12 protein-coding genes and 2 pseudogenes are annotated in these 20941 nt (G+C 57.1%); 5 read left to right on the top strand and 9 right to left on the bottom strand.

Translation table 11 applies throughout. From position 1 onward, the window contains the following. Positions 1–720: 720 nt before the first annotated feature. On the top strand, positions 721–1620 hold the full coding sequence (locus ACNJYD_RS08585; protein ID WP_439365975.1) for a LysR substrate-binding domain-containing protein: 900 nt from the start codon (positions 721–723) through the stop codon (positions 1618–1620). Between the two features lie 100 nt (positions 1621–1720). Continuing rightward, entirely contained in the window at positions 1721–2698 is a 978-nt protein-coding gene (locus tag ACNJYD_RS08580; protein ID WP_439365974.1) for a cupin-like domain-containing protein, read from the top strand. 286 nt (positions 2699–2984) lie between these two features. On the opposite strand, the gene ACNJYD_RS08575 is transcribed toward ACNJYD_RS08580, so the two are convergent. From ACNJYD_RS08575 to ACNJYD_RS08545, 7 genes are all read right to left on the bottom strand, one after another. Then, positions 2985–3287 carry a hypothetical protein gene (locus tag ACNJYD_RS08575; protein ID WP_439365973.1) on the bottom strand — a complete coding sequence of 101 codons (303 nt, stop codon included), beginning with the start codon at positions 3285–3287 and terminating at the stop codon, positions 2985–2987. Between the two features lie 222 nt (positions 3288–3509). Continuing rightward, positions 3510–4673, bottom strand: a complete 1164-nt coding sequence (locus ACNJYD_RS08570; protein WP_439365972.1) for a M20 aminoacylase family protein — start codon at positions 4671–4673, stop codon at positions 3510–3512. A gap of 2054 nt (positions 4674–6727) precedes the next feature. After that, complete coding sequence (locus tag ACNJYD_RS08565) at positions 6728–7588, bottom strand: acyl-CoA thioesterase (protein WP_439365971.1); 861 nt, start codon at positions 7586–7588, stop codon at positions 6728–6730. Positions 7589–8652: 1064 nt separating this feature from the next. Beyond that, positions 8653–9513, bottom strand: a complete 861-nt coding sequence (locus tag ACNJYD_RS08560; protein WP_439365970.1) for a MaoC/PaaZ C-terminal domain-containing protein — start codon at positions 9511–9513, stop codon at positions 8653–8655. Positions 9514–9654: 141 nt separating this feature from the next. After that, complete coding sequence (locus ACNJYD_RS08555) at positions 9655–10122, bottom strand: hypothetical protein (RefSeq protein WP_439365969.1); 468 nt, start codon at positions 10120–10122, stop codon at positions 9655–9657. Continuing rightward, the gene (locus ACNJYD_RS08550) at positions 10123–10383 is read right to left on the bottom strand and encodes a hypothetical protein (protein ID WP_439365968.1); all 261 of its coding nucleotides are present in this window, start codon (positions 10381–10383) and stop codon (positions 10123–10125) included. It abuts the gene before it with no gap. A 1602-nt stretch (positions 10384–11985) separates the two neighbouring features. Further along, positions 11986–12873: a TauD/TfdA dioxygenase family protein gene (locus ACNJYD_RS08545; RefSeq protein ID WP_439365967.1), complete on the bottom strand. Its 888-nt coding sequence runs from the start codon at positions 12871–12873 to the stop codon at positions 11986–11988. Positions 12874–14235: 1362 nt separating this feature from the next. On the opposite strand from ACNJYD_RS08545, the pseudogene ACNJYD_RS08540 reads away from it, so the two are divergent. Then, positions 14236–14493, top strand: a pseudogene (locus ACNJYD_RS08540) (ubiquinone-dependent pyruvate dehydrogenase); the annotation flags it as partial. Between the two features lie 625 nt (positions 14494–15118). Here ACNJYD_RS08540 and ACNJYD_RS08535 read toward each other — a convergent pair. Together ACNJYD_RS08535 and ACNJYD_RS08530 are read right to left on the bottom strand one after the other, a co-directional pair. Next, positions 15119–16314 (bottom strand): annotated as a pseudogene (locus ACNJYD_RS08535) (EAL domain-containing protein). Between the two features lie 838 nt (positions 16315–17152). Continuing rightward, positions 17153–17728: a hypothetical protein gene (locus ACNJYD_RS08530; RefSeq protein WP_439365966.1), complete on the bottom strand. Its 576-nt coding sequence runs from the start codon at positions 17726–17728 to the stop codon at positions 17153–17155. A gap of 889 nt (positions 17729–18617) precedes the next feature. Here ACNJYD_RS08530 and ACNJYD_RS08525 point away from each other — a divergent pair. Next, entirely contained in the window at positions 18618–19733 is a 1116-nt protein-coding gene (locus ACNJYD_RS08525) for a hypothetical protein (RefSeq protein WP_439365965.1), read from the top strand. A gap of 242 nt (positions 19734–19975) precedes the next feature. Next, positions 19976–20905, top strand: a complete 930-nt coding sequence (locus ACNJYD_RS08520; protein WP_439365964.1) for a hypothetical protein — start codon at positions 19976–19978, stop codon at positions 20903–20905. The last annotated feature ends 36 nt before the right edge of the window (positions 20906–20941 follow it).

The following is a 20941-nucleotide window of genomic DNA, read 5'->3' as shown; positions in this document are numbered from 1 at the left end:
CCGCCTACTTACCTGAGAAAAGAGAACAACGAAGCTACTAGGGCTGATAGTCCAGGGATCCGGCAGCACCTCCGAGTCCCGCCATCATCTGGAGGCCCTCTCGTGTTTCTGAGCGGTGCGTTTCGCTGAGCGGCTCTCAGAGCCCGAGCTTCAACACTGAATGTGCAGCTAACGTAAGCTGCCCGCGAGTTATCGATGTTGGGAGCCGTCACAGGCTCTCACGCTTTGCCCGAGCCTGTAGCTCTTGAGCCGAGCATTGGGACAGCCCTGCTTGTGAGAAAGCCGCGGAACCTTTCAAGGCATTCGAGCTCCCCACTCTGGCCCAGTGTTGTTGCCGCTCAGCAGCGAGACGCGAGCAGGTCACCGCCTTGAACTTTCTTTCGTGCTGGAAAAGAGCTCGCTCGCAATAGCGATCGACCAGTGATCTTGAACCCTGGCGCCATGTATTTTTGTCCGAAACCTGACAGATCAGCGGCTTTTGCGTGGACGTCTGTGATCGCGCCGATCCGCACTCCTGTCGCGCGAATTCTTACATGCACGGCCTTCATGCCTTTCTTAAAGATCTGACGAGCCGCAGCATTCGATTCGCGCCGTCGGATTCGTAAATCATGAGACGGAAAACTCTGCCACCCTCCCCAAGCTGGGCGTCGGCAACCGCGGACGTGCACGATATATTCTTATCTCCTGAGGCTTGTTGTCTTTGTTAGTCTGGAAACGCAAGTGCAGCATCTAGACCCCGGTCTTCTGCGGGCCTTCGTGATGGTCGCAGAGACCAGCAGCTTCACGAAAGCGAGCGAACACCTATTCCGGACCCAGGCGGCGATCAGCATGCAGATCAAGCGACTAGAAGAGCGCATCGGAAAGCCGCTCTTTGTGCGAGGTCCATGCGGCGCTCAGCTCACCACCGCGGGCGAGCTGCTGATCCATGACGCCCGCCGGATACTGCGTCTAAATGACGAAGTGCTTGCCAAGCTCTCGGTTTCTTCGTCGGACGACGTAGTGCGCATCGGCGCATCGGACGACTGCGCTCGGATTCTTTTGCCCCAAGTATTGCTGTTGTTCAATAACTTTTGTCCAAATGTACAACTGGATATCGTTGTCGATAATCGACTCGATTTGTTTCGGGAAGTTCGGGAGGGAAGGTTGGACCTCGCCCTAGTGGTCCGGCATTCGGAGACCAGTGACGGCGAGCTGCTCCGACGAGAGAAACTCCATTGGATTACGTCGAAGCAAAGCTCGCCGCACGGGTACGATTTATTGCCTCTAGCGTTCTTTTCTAGTGGTTGCATTCGTCGTGAGATCGCTCTGCGGGCACTCAAGGAGGCCGGCCGAAGGTTTAAAATCGTCTTGTCGAGCGGCACAATGGCTCCCATTTTCACTGCAGTGTCGGTCGGCGTGGCCGTCTCGGTAGCGGAAGAGTCTGTCATACCAGCCGGTGTGCGCCAGCTTACGGAGGCGGAGGGGCTTCCATCACTCCCTACGGTTGACCTTGTTCTGTATCGCGCTCCAGGCCATCAGCCTCGTTCCGCAGCAATGCTCGCGGAGCACATTCGCTTATCGTTAAGGAGATCGACACCGTCGTCGGAACCCTTCCAGGCGGCGCGGTCGGCGGCCGAATAGCTCGCCCATTAGCGAGACGTATGTTCCCATAAGTGCTTTTGATTTCTATCGATGAACGAGATTAGCTACCTTCAGCTGAAGGTTGCGGCTCAATCTGATCATGATGAAGGCGCATAGAAAAGTGGTGAACATGAAAGAAGCATCAACTCAAGCGTCACGGGATCGATCATCGTCGGCGCAAGGAGCCCCGGGCTCATCATCGATTGCTATTTTGGCGCAGCTTACTGAGTCGGACTTTGCGACGAATTACCGAGATGCAATGCGGCCAGTTCTCCTACGTGGCGGTTGCGCGACTTGGACGGCGTGCCGGCGCTGGTCCCCTCAGTATTTTGACCAGGTCGCCGGATCGCTTACTGTGCCAGTCAAGACGCTGAACAGTGGCGACATCAAAGTCTCGTCTTGGCGACTCGCAGAATACGTGCGGCTCATAATGGAGCAGCCGCCGCGCGAGGATGAAGTCCCATCAAATGCGGGGGCAATTCCGTATTGCCACGACATTCCATTACTGGGGTTAGTGGAAACGCTGGCGGCAGATTGTCAGCCCTTTCCCGCCGAGCTTCTTAGTCCCTGGTATCGTCAGCATTGGTGGCGGTATTCACAGTTCTTCATGGGCCCAGCAGGCACGATTACCCCGCTTCACTTCGACAGCCTACTTAGTCACAACCTCTTCTTCCAGATCTACGGCACGAAGACGTTCACAATCATACCTTCGACCCAAGCCGATCTTTGTGGACGCCGCGGTTGGAGGTGGTTTGATGTGGATCCGGAGCAACCGGACTATGTGCGGTTTCCGCAGTACCGGGATGCAACGCCCGCCGTAATCACCGTAAGTGCAGGCGATATGCTGTATATGCCACCTGGTACCCTCCACCATGTCCGTAGCTTATCGGCCTCGATTTCCTTCAACATCGATTGGCACAATGAGCAGAGCGTATTGGACGCGTTAGCGCAGCCCCCCGATGAAATCCCGACAGAAGTCAAATATTACAATGCGATCACAGCATTGGCCGTCATCGCCAAGATACCTGAAGCCATCACGTTTCCATTATACCGGCCCTATTTGAGCTATGTAAGTTGACGAGGCGAGTTGCAGGCGAGAGCGTCACCTCGGCCTTGCGGGTTTAGCTCGGACGAGCTGAGGCCAAGTGATAGGTGACGCGCGTATTTCGAGCAACAACACTTCGGCCCCAGATTGCATCCCGCCGACGTAAGATGCTGTGGCGTGCTGCTAAGGCATGCAAACGTTCAGGCGGTGTGAGCGTAGCCGCCCGGCAGCATTCTGCGGCATATGCCTGGCGCGATTTGTGTAGGGGACGTAGCGGTATATTGGGCGCGAAGTTCTCCGCTTGTTCATGGAGCAGAGGTCAATGCGCCCAGCGGCCTCTGACGAGGGCTGACTGAAACCCGGCTGCAATGCTCGTATGGATGGGATAGTCGATTAGCCATCGTGCCTCTGCTGCTTTCGCCGCTTCGCAGACGACATTCGCCCGGCTGGGTTCGTCGATCGGAATCTCGAGCATGATCACCGGAATCTGACGCTTCTCCGACGGCCCTTCCATCGTCGTACGCACAGACGTGCGGCACAAAAGGTGATGACCAGAGGATCTTGAGCCGGCTTCGCTCGGCACGCCCGCCTGCTCGCAACCTATCCCCTTGATGGTTCTCATAACCAATATCGTCAACCTTGCGCGGACTTTTTACATCGAAAGGTGGTGGCTAACCGGTCGAGCATCAAGAGGGCCCCAGCTTAACCACCGGCGGTCACGCGCGCTCACCTTCCAAGATTTGATCATCGCCTCAAGTCATTGAGGCAGTGACGTTTCGGAGCGTACAATCGATTTACTCCGTTCAGAGGATGGAGACGTGGCAGTGCCAGCGAAGTCGAACGTTCAGAGAGCCAGCACTGTCTCGACCAGGTTCACCCAATAGCCGATGCCATATGGCAAGATGTCATCATTAAAATCATATGCCGGGTGGTGCAAGCCAGCTGTCGATCCGTTACCAAGAAAGATGATGGCACCCGGCCGCGCCTCAAGCATGTAAGCGAAATCCTCTGATCCCATCCGCGGCAAGATCTTGTCATCTACTGAGGTCGGTCCGACAAGATTGCGTGCTGCCTTGATCGCCAGATTGGTTTCCTCCACGTGATTGATGGTGACCGGGCCGGATCGGCAGTACCTAAATTCGACATCTGCACCAAATCCGCGCGCAATGCCTCGAGCGGACGACAGAATCTGTCGTTCCGCGAAGTCACGCAGGTCGGGCACAAGAGTCCTGACACTGCCCGCCATTTCTACTTGGTCGGGAATGACATTGTAAGCCCGAGCTGCACTGAGTTTGGTGACTGAGATCACCAGCGCCTCGATTGGATTCGTGTAGCGAGAAACTAAGGTTTGCAGGCCGACGATGATCTGTGCTGCAATGACGACTGGATCAATGGCCTCGTGTGGTTTCGCGGCATGGCCGCCTCTCCCTTTTACGATCAGGTCGAACTCGTCCAGAGCGGCCATGATCGGCCCATGGCAGATGCCGAACTTGCCAACTTCAATTCCTGGCACATTGTGCAGTCCGAACACCTTGTTTATTGAAAAACGATCCATGATGCCTGCCTGGACCATCCTTTTGCCGCCCACCCCATCCTCTTCAGCGGGCTGGAAGATCAGGGCGACGGCCCCCCTGAAGCGCCGAGTAGCCGCAAGGTATTTCGCGGCGCCCAACAGCATGGCCATGTGACCATCATGCCCACATGCATGCATCTTGCCCGATACTTTCGATGACCAGAGCTTCTCTGACTGTTCAAGTATCGGTAGCGCGTCCATATCCGCGCGCAGTGCAATCGTTGGCCCGGCTCCGCATCTGCCGCTCATCAAGGCGACGATACCAGTTTCGGCTATCCCCGTTTCGATATGATCAACGCCGAAAGAACCTAGCTTCTCCGCTAAGAATCTGGCCGTATTGTAAAGCCGGTAGTCCAGCTCGGGATTTTCATGAAGATAGTGGCGCCAAGCAGTTGCCTCGGCCTGCAGATTTCGGAACGCTTCAACGCCATTCATGTGGATCCCACCTTATTGAGTACGGCGCCACCGAGCGGCCCCGTAGCCGTGCCTCACGCCACCAATTCGATCATCCTGGCTTCAACCTCTTAGATAGCATGAAGCGTCGGAAGGCCGTGCGGCATCTTCGTTCGACCACGAATAAGAGAGTAGCGGATTGCCAGTGCAAGATTCCAGTAGCCAAGTTCGAGACCTACTCTCCGATCTCGCGGCCGATCCTGACGAAGAACATCTGGGCAAGTTTGATAACATCGCGCTCGTGCGTACAATAAACGATCTTGTCGATGCATCCTTCGCCTTCTCATCGTACTCTCGCACAACAAACAATGGCGCAAGCCCCGGTGCTAGAATAAACTCGAACGGGCGTCGTCCCCACCAAATCCAGGATAGCCGGTAAGATACTTCGGGTGACAGGAGTGGTAATCAAGCTTGCATTAAGCTTGGCGAGCGCTACTGCATCCAGCACCTTTTTCTGCCGGCAACAGTACTCCCACTTGGAAGTGGAAGCCCCGCCCGAGGAATCTCCGAACCCGCCGTTGTGAGCATATATTGAAATCTCCATCTTCGGGCCGATGTCGCGCCTGCGCTTTCCTGTGACGAGCACGCGTTCTCGTCAAAAGCTCGGCGATCTGATAGAGCCAGTCTGATCTGTGTCCCGGCGGCTCCAGCTCACGTAGCGAACACTGAAGCGTTCCGCGACAGACATATCAACTGCTGGGTTTAGTAGTAGAATGGACCCGCATAGCTGGGCCGCTTGAACGATTTCTAGTTTGAGGCTGACCGTTCTCCCACTATTATGCTGCAAAGGCTATCGTCTGCTGTAGTTGCCGCTGTGGGCATGTGGGCCCCGGCGGCCTTGTACATTATGTCCAGACGGGGCATCCCTATTGCCGCGCGCCATACGCGATCGGCCGCCGTGTTTGGCCCGACCGTCGCCGAGCGCCGTCACGCAGAACGAGACATTCATCGTTTCGACGATCGCCACGCCAGCATTGCGCCCGCTCGCCAGGTCAACAATTACCACCAGATTGAGGACGCCCTGTCGGACGGAGATGTAGGTGATGTCGGCCGCCCAGACATGATTGACGCGCTCATTGTGAGGTTGCGCCGCAGATACGGATAGAGATCTTGTGGCCGGCGGCAGGCCTCGTTGTGCGAGGTCGTGGCCCGAGCGCCGCGATCCCCATCGTGCTCATAGCCGTTCTACACCCTTGCGGTTGATCCGCGGGCCTTGGGTGCGCAGCATCGGCGTCATGCGGCGCGCGCTGAGAAACGGCGACATCGTGAACCGCTCATCGAGCGGGCGCATCGGTGCGGCGTCATTGGCCGCGGTCGCGGCCGGTAGATGCCGGAACGCGCGACGCCGACCGGGCGCATCTTCTTTCTAATCGACAGCGCCCGAGCGCCGCGGTCGAGCATCGCTCCGGCGGTACAGCGCGGCTCATCCTCCGGACCTCCTGGCTTAAAACCTCCCGCTCTACCGTGAGCTGGCCAAACTTCGCATGCAGCTTGTCGACCTTTCGCTCGCGAAGGACTCGCCATCTCGGCCGATGCCCGCGTCGAAGGCTCGCCCTGCGTTCTCCAGCAGCTGCTGCTTCCAGGCACGAATCTGCTGGCGTAAACTTATAGCACTAGGCCAGATCGGCAAACGTCGCCTACTCGCGCACCACATCCACGGCAATCTTCGCGTTCATGGGCGACCTCAATCTTGCGCATCGTCTTCGTCATCGTTCGCTCGTTTATGAAACGGAGCGGGTCAATCTCCAACTTAGCCCCTGGTCCCCAAACCGGGTCCATTTCAATCCGAAGCACCTCAATCGGACCATTGCGTGACTCAAGTTGAGCGAGGATGACGCTGCGGTTTCAACCGCGACGGCTTCCGTACGATGCGGGAACGCTTAGACGTAGGTCGGGAACTAGCTGCTGAGAGTGGGGTGGCGACGCGGCGCTTAATAGAAAGAGCTGGAGTACTAGCGCCGCGGCATGCAAAGCAAGCTGGACGGGCTGTTTGCCGTTGGCTCACCCAAGCTACAATTTGCCCGTGCTGTGTAAGCTCAGCGTCGCTCGCGCACCGAGCCCTCTTGGGCGACCGAAGCTACAAGCGTGCCGTCGCGCCTGAAGATCAGCCCACGGGTAAAGCCACGTCCGCTCTGCGCGCTCGGCGATTCCTTGGCATAGAGTAGCCAATCATCGGCACGGAACGGGCGATGGAACCACATTGCATGGTCAAGGCTTCCGGACAAGATGCGTCCATCGAATAGCGTGCGCCCATAGCGTGCCATCACGGCATCCAGCAGGGACAAATCCGAGGCATAGGCCAGTGCGCATATGTGCAGCGCCGGATCGTCGGGCAGCGTTTGCGCGGCCTTCATCCACATATGCAGCCTTCCGTTCTCGATTTTTTGGCCAACATACCTACCGATCTCAACGGGACGAAGCTCGACTGGACGATCCGGTTCATAGTAGCGCCGGACAATTTCGGGCAGATCCGCATAGAGTGGCAGATTCGACAACTTTTCGGCTGCGAAATGTTCGGGCGCTGGCACCACAGGCATTTTATCCTGGTGTTCGAACGCCCCTACTTCGCCCTTGTGGAAGGAGACCATGATCGAAAAGATTGCGCTATCATGCTGCGTCGCCGTGACGCGCCGTGTCGAATAGCTCTTGCCATCGCGTAGGCGCTCGACTCTGTAGATCAAGGGTACCTGAGGATCCCCGGTGTGGAGGAAGTAGCAATGCAGCGAATTCGGCAGCCTGGCTTCGACTGTGCGAGATGCTGCAAACATCGCCTGACCAATGACTAGACCGCCGAATACTCGTTGCTCGCCGACGTTTGGGCTCTTGCCGAGAAATAGGTCGACCCCGATCGTGTCAAGGTCGAGAATGGCTGCAAGGTCGGTCCGGCTTTTTTGCATTCAAGAACTCTTAGCGTGTTCAGCGTCATCGCTGGAGCGGTGCGATCATGGACACCAGTGTCGTGGGCCTTCGAGAGATGAATCGCTGCAACCCGCGTTTTGGAGCCGGTAGCCGGACTGCTTCCCTCCCGTTACAACACACCGTACCACCGACAGTTCACATGACGGATTTTTCTAGTAAGGCTGATGCAATCGGCGTGCCGCTCCGCGCATCACCTGACGAGATGCACAATGAGGAAGTTTGTCGCGTCAACATTGGTAGCGCTGTGAGCGTTTGGTTTCGGACACGTCGTGAAGCAAACAGCTGGGATGCGATTGGCTTACGTAAGATACGATGCGAAACCGATTGAGCTGCTTCCTAGAGGCACACGTTGCTGCCGCAACGGCTCAAGGACGTCCTGATCTTCTAGGAAAGAAGCGGACGGCGGTTCAAGCCGAACTTAGCTCCAGCTCGACCGGGCTGATATAGCAGATGGCTGAATGTCCGCTGTGATTAGGCCCTCGATGTACGTGACGATGTCGTGCTCTGCATTATTGCGAATTGCATATTGGCGTCCGGTCTTGAGCCTGTGGAAGACGCTTTCCACAGGGGCACTGTCGCAGCATTCGACTCTGCGGCTCGTCTAAGGCCGGCAGCTCGCGGCCAGAAGGTTGAAGTCTCTTGGATGCCGCAATCGGGAGTGACGGAGGAGGTCGGCACCGGACTTTGCCCCTTGATCGCCTCTCCTCAATGGGGCGAGCGGCAATTCGGCACGCATATGCTGCGGATCTGCAAGCCCGCGCTTCAGAGAGTTTAAACCGCGCTTCGGCGTCGACCCACGCGTCTGCCTCGCTCCGAGAACGGCGAAACGCCCTACCGCGCTCTCTGTTGAAGCCCAAGAGCGCGATCAGCCGGGACGGTCCACGCATGAAGGCCGCAATTGGAGTGCTTCCCACATCTTCGGTTAGTAAGATTTGCGCTGCGCGGCGCATCCATGCGGACGTTGCCTCGGACCTTTGTATATCGGCAAGAACCGCTGAAGCGCGGCAAACTGGCGGCCGATTAGGTGACGGTCCGCCCCTGCTCAGTGCAGCACCGTGAGCCCATTCTTGACGACTGTAACCCGACGCTCTCGCACGCAAGCTTCGAATGAGATCGAATTGCCATCCTTCCAAAGATTGACGGTAACAACTTCTCCCGGGAACACCGGCGCCGAAAAGCGGGCGCGGTGGCGATGAAAGGCAGACGGATCGTAATCGGCGTAGCTCTGCAGGACCGCTCTGCAGGTCAGCCCATACGTGCACATTCCGTGCAGAATGGGCCTTGGAAAACCGGCCCGACAGGCAAACTCCGGATCACTATGCAAGGGGTTTCGGTCACCAGAAAGACGATAGATAAGGGCCTGGTCAGGTCGGGTAGGGATATCGAGGGATCTATCTGGTGGTCGGCGGGGCACTTGATGTGGCTCAGGCATCCCCTCCGATGGACCGCCAAAGCCGCCGTCCCCCCTCGCGAAGGTCGATGAAACGATTGTGACGATCTTATCGCCGCCCCTCTCTCTGACAACCACCTCGTTCTGAATGATCGCTCCTTTCTCCTTACCTTTGTCATAAATTCCCCTCACACGCGCATCCGCTGTCACGTTCGCCGCGACCGGCATTGACTTGTGAAACGTGATGTCCCGCTCGCCGTCAACAACCATGACGCGATTGAGATCAATGACTCCGGGGCGGGCGCCCCAAACGCAAACGGAAGCAAACGTCGGCATCACCTTTAATGGCTTGGAAGTTGCAAATGCTTCATTGACAAATTGCAGCTCCTCCTCATTCAAGGGATCTGAGCCCATGCCCACTCCAAGCGCATAGAGCAGTACCTCCCTGTCAGTCCAGGAATAGGGAGCCCCACAAGTCTTTAAGTTCAGTGCAGCGGGATAGTCGATCGGCATCCGCGTCTTTCTACCGTTGAGACCACGGCGCCGCCGGTGGCTCAACTTGAATGTCCTTCGTGGGGCGGCGCGCGTACCGAAGGCGCTCCATGTTCGTTGCGCTGGAGCGCGTGCGGCGGATCTCATTATGCGGGCAGATCATCAAGCCAGCAGGCTGTCGCGACGTGCGGTCGGGAAAAAGTTCTCACCGATCTTCTCGGGAACTTTATTCTGGTGGTATCGCATATACACGTGACCTTGTCCTAAGTCCAAAATCTCCATTTCTCCTGTGTAATGGGACATGATGTATTTAAATGTCTTCTCGATCCCGCTCAGACGTTGGTTGATGCCGCGCACAATTTCTAGTCCGCGCCCCAGTGCGACTTGGAAGTGCGAGGCGCCCTTCACCGCCCTCGCTTGAAATAAATAGTAGGGCCGCACTCCGATTTCGTGGCACTTGGCAAATGTCGCAGCCAATATCTCGGGATCATCGTTGACTTTGGCGAGAAGCACGGACTGGTTGAGGAATTGCACGCCCTGTGCTCGCAAAGCGCGCACTTTGCGCTCCGCGCTATTCCAGCGTATCCACAAGGCGGGTAAATCTCCAATCATCGCCGGATGAGATCTCACCTACGTGATCGAAATGCGCGACGGGGCGTACTTGTGCTGAAGTCCCGGCACGACCGTGTTGTCGTGCTCGCCGCTCGTATCCAAGGTGCCTGCGCTGTCGAACTCTCGGATTGATGGCTCCACAATGTACTTCAGCTGATCGTAGTACCCGCTCTTGACGATCTGTTCGCGATAAGACTTTGTGACATGATAAGGTATGATGTTGTTAACTTGCAGTTCACTCTCGCTCACGATGCGTGTTTCTTCGATGAGCTTCAACACGTGTGCCCTGCAATCCAGCTGACTAGCTGTGGTTTCCATTGCACACCTCGCCCGCGCTTATCAGCATGTTTCAGATTCACTGCTATCTTCCTCGTCTACAATACAGAACCATCAGTGGATCGATACCTACCTGGTGTGGTGAGGACCTATCGGGATCGACAATTGAGAAGAGTGCGCTGATTGGCCGCGAAGGACCGCAGCGACCTAAGTTGCGGCCAAAGAGGCGTGATGAGATCGAACTGAATTTCAAGGGATAACCCAAATCGGGCGAACCGTGATTATACCTTCGCGAGCATGGCCGATAGGAACGCTCTTCCGATTTGAGTGATCAGGGCGGTTTGAGGAAAGCCCCCCGAAGCAGCTTTGCCGATCGGGCGCTGGCCGACGCTTTCCCGATACCGAGATTAGCTCCTGCAACTGCGACCTAGTCTAGGAGCACGATCTCACGCTCGATGCGATCGCCGAACGCCTGCGTCCGCCCGCGCAGAGGGCAAGCCAACAAGTCGATGCTATCGCGGTTCTTCGCCGGCGAGGAGATCAGCTTCGAATAAAACCGTGCGGGCCAGGGATTGGCATCCTTTCGAAGTCGCTGAGCAACGGGAAGCGTGGCGGGGTGCGGAGGATTTTGGTCGCCGGTTGAGTATGCTCGATGAGACTTGATGACAAGCGTGACAGCACGCCGTTACACCCCGGGGCCGATGTCGGCGCAGGCGCCATGGGAGTGCGCCATAAGACGACCACGGTCATCGGGACCTCATTGCGAAGGGCCTGATTGCGCCTCGTGCTCGACGCGGCGGTCAATGCCGACTGGTTCCCGGCCGATGGCAAGCAAACCTCTTCTCCGTGGTGCACCAGAGCGACGCGGTGAGTCCTCACAATTTGCCGAGCAGACGAACGACGAGGCTACATGCCTCATAGCACGCGCTGGCGCGCCCCCATTGCTTCTGCCGTCGACAGCTCGGATCTCAATTAGGCCGAGATGACATTCGCCAAAGCCCAAAGACCTTTGCGCGGCAAGCGCGCGCTCGCCGTGGTCCCTACAAACACGCGGCCATCCTCATAAGCGAAGTCAGCGCTATCCTAAACTGCGCGAGGCGCGCGCTGCGCGATCTCGACCTGTTCCGTCCCGATCGCGACGCCTTCGCCTCGACGCGATGCTGTGCTCGATCCTAACCCACCGGATCCCGTCACCGCTTCGCCGCTGTGTTTCTCGCTCAGCGCATAGCTGCCCTTGTCGTCACCTTGAAGGTATTGATCAAGAATCAGGACGCCTGGTGTGCCGGGGCCCGAAGAGTTATTCCGGTGTGCGAGGTCGCCTTCAACTCGAATAGCGCCTCGAGCATCGCCGAGCTCGATGCGCTCCAGCTTTTCAACACCCCAGCACCGATAGGCAGGAGCCGGCTCGCATTGCACTCGGCTCTGACACGAGAATAGCACCGACTGCTCGCATCTTGAGTAATGCTACGGACAAGAAAAGAAGCAGCTTGCCCGCGCCGGTTAGCCAGTCCTGGGAACAAGAAGCCCCGCTCCGCTTGATATGTCGGGCCGCAACTCAGTCGCTGACCGCCTGGCGTCGTACGAATTCCGGACGTGCTGACTGCGCTAGGCAGCCTTAGCGGCCCGTGACTTCGGCCGTTTCATGTGCGGCACGCCGGCGTCGATTACACGCTGGTCCATGGCCCAATACGGATTGCCGGTTTTGTTGAGGGGGTACGGCTCAGCCGCGCGATTGTCCCAGATTACGACGTCGCCTGATTTCCACTTCCAGCGCAGAGTGTTCCGCGGCGCGACAAGGTAGGATCGTAGCAGTTCAACTAATTTTTGACTGGGATAGCGCCGCAGGCCGACAAAGTTCTGCACGGAACGACCAAGCGAGAGCATACGTTCGCCGGTTTCGGGGTGAACACGAACCATCGGATATGTCGTTTCGTGGATCGTTCCGGTAGATACGCCGTCCCATCCGCTCTTGTTGGCTTCGGTGACCCTCTCTGGCGAAGTGAGATCGAATGCGGCGCAGCTCACAGCCCAAAGGTTATCGGCCAACATCCGCAGGGGATTGGGAAGGTCGAGATAGGCGGCCGCCTTGCTCGACCAAGCGATGTCCGCGCCTAAAGATGGGCTCCCAGCGCCCCACAGCATTGAAATTGCTGGGCGGCCGGCGCAGAAGACGACCGCATTCTCCATTTGGTCGATATGACTGCCGGCGCGGTCAGGCAGCGTCTTCCCGGCTGTGAAGCCTCCCCTTGTATCCGCCATTGTGGGATTCGGTATCAGCGAATCGAGCCGAAACAAAAAGCGCTGTTGCAGGGCATCATCGAAATGTCCCTGATCACGGAAGAAGATAACCTTATGCTCCAGCACCAGCCGGTTGAAGGCTATGAAGACCTCGTCGGGTAAATCATCCGACAATTTAAGGTTCTTGATTTCGGCACCAAGCCGGTCCGCGTGCTTGACGATGTCTGCTCGCGAAATGACGTTATCAACGGTCATTGTGCCACTCATGACGGCGCCTTTCTCTGCGGATTGCTACAAACGCCCGCGTTTTGTGGTCGTGTTCAGGTCGTACGAACATGGCAAGGCCGTGTCGCGGACACGGATCCGAATTGTCTGATCGTGGGGGTCGCCGCGCCCACAATTAGGCGGCTGAAGTCTAATGCACACGACCATCATCTCAGGATCTCACTCCCTCTGAGTGCGGACTCGGCAATGCCGTTCCATGGAGGACGCTCGCATATACGGCCACCAGACCGATCTGCCGCCTGATCAACACTACAGATCATAGACGCAACACATGTCCAGTCCATGAAACGAAACCAGCTTTCTTTTCGAGCTTGCGCGACGTTCGCTTCGTCTAAGAGCTCGTGCGTGGAAACTCCTCCAATCAGCGACCGGGACGCGCCTCATACCAACCCGCACGGCCTCATCGGAGCGATGAAGATTGGAAGTGGTTCGCGGCCGCACCGGCGGCGGGCCTGCGCTTGCGAAGCGTCCAGGATGGACCGCCTCTCAGCCCTATCTACCTATAGATGTATAATATTTTTACGACTACTTCAACGGGCTCACAACTATTTGTTTATCGACCTTAAGTTGTTTTCATGGCGCGGCTTGTTTCGTCGGCCGATCTATTGGCTTGCTGCGATAGCTTGGAATAGCCGGAGAGCCGTGCAAACTAGAAGGCTGCAACTTCCGATGCAGTTTAAACAACGGGCTCAATCCCTCAATTTTCGAGATTTGCACTCGGCACGAATGCAGGTCGTCCCGCTGGGACCTGCCTTTTTGAATCTGCTCGAAGACGGAGATTTTGCTTATGGAGTACATGCTGTTTGACTTCGTGGCAGTTGAGCACACCACTAGAAACAGAGCGCCGACGGCCCGGAAATATCGCTCCTCTGAGACAAAAAGGCGTCTTTGCGCTCTTAGACTGCAAGCCGCAAATTCCGGCTCGCTATTTTTACCTCAGTATGAGCCATACGACACCGAACGCCACGTCGGATTTCAGATCATAGGCCGGGATTTCTTCTCCTTCATGATCGCTGTCTCTTACTCACCTCTATAACTTGAAGCACGTGAATGACCACACACGATCAAGGCCCGCACCATAAGCTCCAGCCTGAACTTTGGCGGTCGCGGCTCGAGGAGCGTTGGACAAGGCAGCTCAACAAGGTCAGTCTTTCAGGAGCCGTCGCGGCTCTTGCTCCTAGACCAGCTGTCTGGAATGAATCAGCACCGGCTCCGAGACCTTCACATTTAAGGCGGACAAGTCTATTTTTGTTTTGGTGGTGGCGCAGTAACCGGGAGCAGCGCAGGCGAGACGCTGTCGAAAGAAGGAGCTCCAAGTAGCTTCAAACTCACTATTTCCAGGAGACGCATCCGCAAAACCCGTTCCGCGAATGCAGCCATTATTGCGAGCTGGTGTCGGACACGAGCCAGCTGCCTTACGTGCTGGAGAACGCCATTCGCGCGGCGGTGGGCCTGCGCGGCGTTGCCGTCGTCGTCATGCCCGGCGATGTCGTGTTCCGTAGTCCTCCGAAGCGTGCGCTGTCGACCACGCGCAGCCTTGCGCCGGCTCCGCAGAGGATCGTGCCGCAGGCGGATGAGCTGAAGGCGCTGGATTGGCTTCGATACTGAAGCAGACAGTCACTCATGTTCACCAGGACTCAAGCAGGCGGGAACGATCCGCGCGGTTCATACGAATGAACTGACTACTATGGGCTGTCAGTCTCATAGTTACAGCATTCGCTGAAGGGTCAGCATAGCGCCGCCGCAAGGTGCCGGTGACCCCTCCGATAGTTCGGGGAAACCGGCTTGAGGCGGGCAGCGTGACGAGGGAGAAATATTGACCGGGCAAACTCAACCGCCGGATGCAAGGCATCGGGATGTTAGGTTGTCATCGGCTCCAGACCTGAGGGACGTCGCACCAACCCAAGCTTTTCCACGAGCGCGCCGCCCAATTCCATATGGGCGTATGCTCTCAGTGCTCGAACAGCTGCATTGCATGAGGTATCCGCAACGTAGATGAGGAAACGTGGATAGTCGCTCAGTTGTCGACAATGGGGTACACTGATGTTTACATGTCTTTGGCGCAAACAAATACGTGCGAGCATCAGACCAATCGCGTGCCTTATGCAGACAGCGGACGCCACGGGGCCGGTCGCCTGGAGCATAGTCGCCGCGGCAGCGCTGTTGGTCGTCTGCGTGTTCTTCGCGCGGCGCGATGTGTGAAGCCCTCGCGCCCTCACTGCTTCATCACGGTCCGTGTCAAAGCGCTTCTAGCAAACTTCTTTAGCGGCATCGGCTTGCCGAACAAATAGCCCTGGACGAGGTCGAAGCCGAGCTCGCTCACCGCCACCAGATCAGTCCCGCTCTCGACGCCTTCCGCTACGGCGCGCGCGCCGTACCCCTGTGCGAGCTCGACGATGTGACGGCACACCGTGCGTTTCAGCCGGTCCTTGGCACAGCCGGCGACAAATTGCCGGTCGGCTTTCAGCTTGATAAAGGGAATCCTGTCCAGTCCCATCAGCTCCGGCCAGTTGGCACCGAGATTGTCGATCGACAGGCCGATATTGTGGAAGCTCATCTCGCGAGCCAGGAAATCGAGCTCGTGGATCGCCTCATTGCTGGCGATCTCAATCGTCAGCCCACCGAAGGCTGGATGCATCGGCATCCGGCGGCACAGGTCACGGACGGCCTGCGGCTTTCTCAGATACGGTGCCGGCAGGTTGATCGATAGATCGACCGCGCTCTGCCGTTCCAAGATAATGCCAATCCTGCAGGGCGCGCTCAATCACGAACTCGGACAAGTCGCAGAAATATGGATCGTGCCCCTCCGGAATGAAATAAGCTGGCGGGATCACGCCCCAGGTCGGGTGCCGCATTCGCACCATCGCCTCGGCGCCACGGCGAACCAGCGAGCGCGCCTCGATTTTCGACTGATACCAGAGCTCGAGCCAGCCCCCATGCAGCGCCTCGCCGACGTGCACAGCCGGGCTCGGGACCGGCTCCTCGGGCAACAGCATCGCCACGCGCTCCCGGAGCGTGTCGGCGGCAAAGGGAGTGAGCGGCGGCAGCATCGTAAGCCCATATTCCTCGCCAACCTGCTGCACCGCCTTCACGATGATCGAATCGGGCGCGCCGACAGCGAGAACCTTTCCCTCGAAGGCCTCGCGTACAAGAATTTCGAGGAGTTGGCCGGGCTCGATGCGGTCGGCGGCAATGCTAAGCACGATCAGGTCCGGCAGATCGGCGGTAAGGATGGTTTGTAGCTCGCTCGCTGCTGCATTCGCTGGTGACGAAGCCGAGATCCTCGAGCACCTCGCTCATGAAAGCGCGCAGATGACGCTTGCTGTCGGCCACGCATACGCGCGGCGTCATCTTCAGACGCCCGAAAGTCTTCAGCCTCGGTCCGGCAATTTCACTAATCACATTGTCCATCGCTAACTACTCCCCGCTTCGCGGCGGTGTGTTAACGCCCCGGCGGGCTAAAATATGGAGAGCTTTCAGCACGATACTTGAATCGTCCAGATAGCCAACATTCTTAAAATTGTCTGGAATGCCGTGGCAAATGTTTACGGTTGCCCCATCCGGCGCTTTCGCGCCCCGTAGCCTCCCTTATATTTTCACCAGGGCCGTTGGTCGATGCTAGCGCGCGGGGTGTCCTGCAATTGGACGGGACCGCAAGGCGCTTCTGCGCGTGTTTGTTGGCAGGGTACTCCCGACTCTGGTCGAACGACACGTCCGAGGCATGTCGGGGGCGCGACGCAGTCGCGAACCCGGAATCCATCGGGCAACCGTCTCTGCGGCCGCAAGTCTGGCGCGAGGGATCGTTACCGGAAGTAATTTGGGGAGCAGGGATTACCAAGTCTCCTTCCGGCGGCTCACAACATCAAATCAGTTTTCTGGCGGCGCGAAGTGCGCAACTCTTGTTCAAGTTCCGACAGCGGCACAAAGCCATCGGGTTCAAAACACTGGTCGCGGTGAACTGCCGTTGAGCTATTCATGCGCAATTAGGCACCTAAGGCGCGCAGACGATCCTGGCACGGACGTTGCTACTAGGTGCAGCAGTACTGAAAGTGCTGAGCGCACCCAGGAGCGAGTCGAGCGATGCTCTCCCTCCTTGAACCGAGGCCTGCCGATCATTGGCCCGGGCCGCGCAAGCGGCCCGGCTCACCCATCAAAAATTAGCCGCGCGCCTCTCAAGCGCACTGCGTCGGGAGGGCAGAGTCGAACCGAGTGTCGCGAGAGCAAGGCCGACATGTTCGCCTACCAAGCTCTATGACTTGGCATTGGATGGCATCGCCTTTAGCACAATGGACAGGAGCGCGAACACTACAGCTCCGACAATGGATATGCAGATCGTTGCGAACTTCAACCACGTAAGAGCAGTCGCTCTCTTGGCATCGTCATCGCGGATAGCGCGTCCAGGCTGGAGAAGCATCCGAAGGATGATATCCTCACCCAGGTCGGACAGACCGTAGATGACGCCCGCCATTCCGCAGAACATCGCGAGGGACGACACGAACGACGAGCCGGCTTGCTGCGTAGCCACAACCCAAGACAGCAGGCTGAAAAGGCCCAAGGCAACGGCGAAACCCATATCAAGTAGCAACACACGGTCGCGATACAGATCGAGCGCAGATTTCCCGAGCGCTGTCGGCTGTTTGAGCGCGGCTATCCTGAACTCGTTCAGGTCCTGGGCGCTATATCCGCGCCATCGCCGCTCAGGGACCTTCATCGGGGCGACCGCCCGGTCGACCGCCGCCCTGAACTTATGGTTTGCACCGAAGAAGCCGATCGTCGCTACGCCAGTCACAACCAGGCCGACGATACAAACCGCGCTGAAATCCATCAGACCCCCAGCATAACCTTGCTAGACTAGTCCGCGACATGATTAGCCTGCAAGCGGCGCAGAACTTCAGCGATTCTCGCCGGTGTCGCGCAGTATTTCAACAAGCGAAGCCGCTGCCGACATCAACGTTGCCATTCGCGCGCTTCCAGGCGCGTTGACTTGAACGAATTCTCGCAGCAGGTTAACAACCTTTGCGAGACCGTGCTTAGATTAAAGGTGGTTTGAGTATCGATCGTTGATTGCGTCAGACCAGGGAGGCCTACAGCCAGTGGCTTGACGGCTGGCCGAATGCCATGGCTGGGCGCCTGAAACGTCGTGCGTTTGTGGCTAGGAATGTGCGTCGCATCCGCTTACAACGCAGTCTTTCGCATGTAAAATTGGCTTATGAGGCTGGGATTGAACGTCTCCTACCTGGCCAGTCTTGAGCGAGAAGCGAAAAATACAACAATTGACCTTCTCGACCTCATCTCCGGAACGCTGGGCGTCCATTTATCGAAGCTCTTTGATCGGCCACCCGAGCGTACGAGAACTCCCAAGAGCGTCCCTAAGGGCCTTCAGCCGTTGCGTCGCAGGAAGCGCGTATTACGTGGCCGATGAATTTGACGCCGGGTCGGCTCGGCCTACTTCTCAGGGGCGGCGCGGCTAGTGAGCTTTAACGCCGACTGCGGCCCCACCTTCACGAGCGCCTAACATCGCCTCGCTTCAAAAATCGCCGGAGGCAGCCAGGCCAGCGGAGAAACCAGAAGTACTATCGCCATCGGTACCGCGCGCGGTAGCACGGTTTGTATCTCCGATTTCTGAATTTCATTGCCTGTTGCGCGAATACGACATACACAACAACCAGAATGTGCGTACAATCAGAGGATTAGACGTTGCCAGGGGACATCCGATGTTTATTCGAATACTTGCCGCGAGTGCGGCCGCATTTCTGTTGGTGAGTTGCTCTATCCATCCGCTGCCAGAAGACGTCACAGGTGTAAATACGTATCATATTGCTCGACAAATCCGCTGTGAAACGCGCGAGGCCGCGTTACAGTTTCTGATCCGACAACTTACGCGACTTGCCACCGATCATGATGATCAACTCGGCGATCCAATCGCTCGACAAGTACTAGCGGATTACGAAGCGGACCCCGACTCGATTAGCAACTTCAATCCAGATCGATTTCCGGGTCCGAAATATGAACAAGTGCGAAATTTTTACCGGGTGATCTACTCGACCGCGATTGCTTACAATTTTGATCTCACCATGAGTGAACAAAATGATCTTGGCACCACCGTGAACCTGTTGGGTCCTTGGGCACGAAAATTGACACTTGCTGTGTCAGGCGATTTCAACAGGAACCGAACGAACGAGCGTTCCTTCACGATCACCGACACCTTCAGCGAGCTCTTAGTAAGAGTGAATGTGCCTGTTCGAGGTCACCGATACTGCGACGGGCAAATAAAGCAGGCCAACTACGTCTATCCTATCGCCGGCCATATCGGTGTCGACGAACTTGTGAAGACCTTCTTCGAGCTGGTTTATCTTGGGCAGTTGTCTGAAAAGGACGCCGCAGCCGGCGCGATCGGCGCTCCAACCATTGCAGATAAACTTACCTTCACGACGACAATTGACGGATCATCAACGCCCAAGGTCACCTTTACACCCGTCGGCTCAGGCTTCCAACTCGCCGACGCTTCGCTTACTGGTTCGCTAAACCGGACGGACACCCATAAAGTCACTGTGGGCCTTGCTGTAGATAAGGACGTCCTAGCTTATCTTACTTCGCTGCGTAGCTACCTCTTCTCCCGAGAACGAAGCGGCGATGCCTCCGTCGTCTCCCCTTCCGTGCGCATGGCAAGGTTGCCGCCCCGCCCTGTCCGCACGCCACGCCTACCGGCGGACGAGATATTTGTTGGAGCTACTCTTACTGCGCAGGCTCGTAATTGGGCCGAAGAACTTGCGGCCAGGGCAGTCGACCAACTGAAAAGTCGCGAGCTGCAACTCATTCGCGCTCCATAAGGGATCACCTCCGAATGGCAAAATCAACCTCGAAAGCCCAAAAGCGCGCCCCACCTCGCCCCTCCAGGCGCACAAAGAAGGCAAAAACACTGGTCATCAAGCGACCAAAGACGAAGACCCGAACGCCTAGGGTGGTGGACCCAATTCCGCGTGACAAAGATGAAGATCCATTTGGTGATTTGTGATTTCCCCCGCGCATGAAGACCTAACCCTTTTTAACCGCTACTCGAAGGAGCTTCGCGATGATTAGAGCAGCCGCATTCAATCAAGGGAAATTTCCGACCATAACTTTTGTCAATCTGGCGAAGGCACCCCTTGAGGTCGACCTCAAGAAACTGGTGGCAGCATTAGAAAAGCAATTGGAGCGAGATTTCGTACCCATATGGGGTTATCCTGCGAAGCTTCAGATTGCCGACAAGCCGAAGCCCGATGAATGGCAAATTGTCTTTCTGGATGATTCTGATGCGGCCGATGCCCTCGGTTATCATGATCTGACTAAGGACGGACAGCCTGTGTCGAAGGTCTTCGTCAAGAGTACCGTCGCGGCCGGGGAGAAGGTGAGCGTCACCACGTCCCATGAGTTGCTCGAAATGTTGATCGATCCCGGCGCGCAGATGTGGGCTCAAGGCAGCAACAGCCTTTTTTACGCTTACGAAATGTGTGACGCGGTGGAGGACGGGGAGTATGAAATCGACGGCATCGCCGTGAGCAACTTCGTCTATCCTTCTTTCTTCGAGTCCTGGCATAAGCCGCGGTCGGTCCGATTTGATCATCTTAACAAGGTCAGCAAACCGTTCCAGACTTTGAAAAACGGTTATCAAATCGTCAGCAACGGTTCAGCAGCTCGAGAAATCTTCGGCTCGCGCCACAAGGAGCGCCATTTTCATGAGGTCGAAGATCGCACTATGCATCGCAGCGAATATCGCAAACGAAGAGCGAATGTACGCGCTGCCAGAGTCGATCTGCCGACAGCACTTGTTACGGAAACCTGGTTAGCGGCCGACACGAGAACGCCTCGCGCGGCTGTACTGCATCATGCCGGGCGACTCTTGACGGAGTTGGCCGCCATGGTCGACCCGCTTCCAGGTGGCGATCCATTTGAATTGGCAAGACGCGGCCCTAAAAGCAGAGTGGTCGATCCGCTACCTGGTGGCGACCCGTTCGAATTGTGACGCGAAGCTACCGGTCGCACCGGTCTTTCCTGTGAG

This window comes from Bradyrhizobium sp. SPXBL-02, assembly GCF_051853065.1.
GTDB lineage: Bacteria > Pseudomonadota > Alphaproteobacteria > Rhizobiales > Xanthobacteraceae > Bradyrhizobium.
The sequence above is the reverse complement of the archived record's forward strand: the minus strand, read 5'-3'. Positions and strand labels throughout refer to the sequence as shown.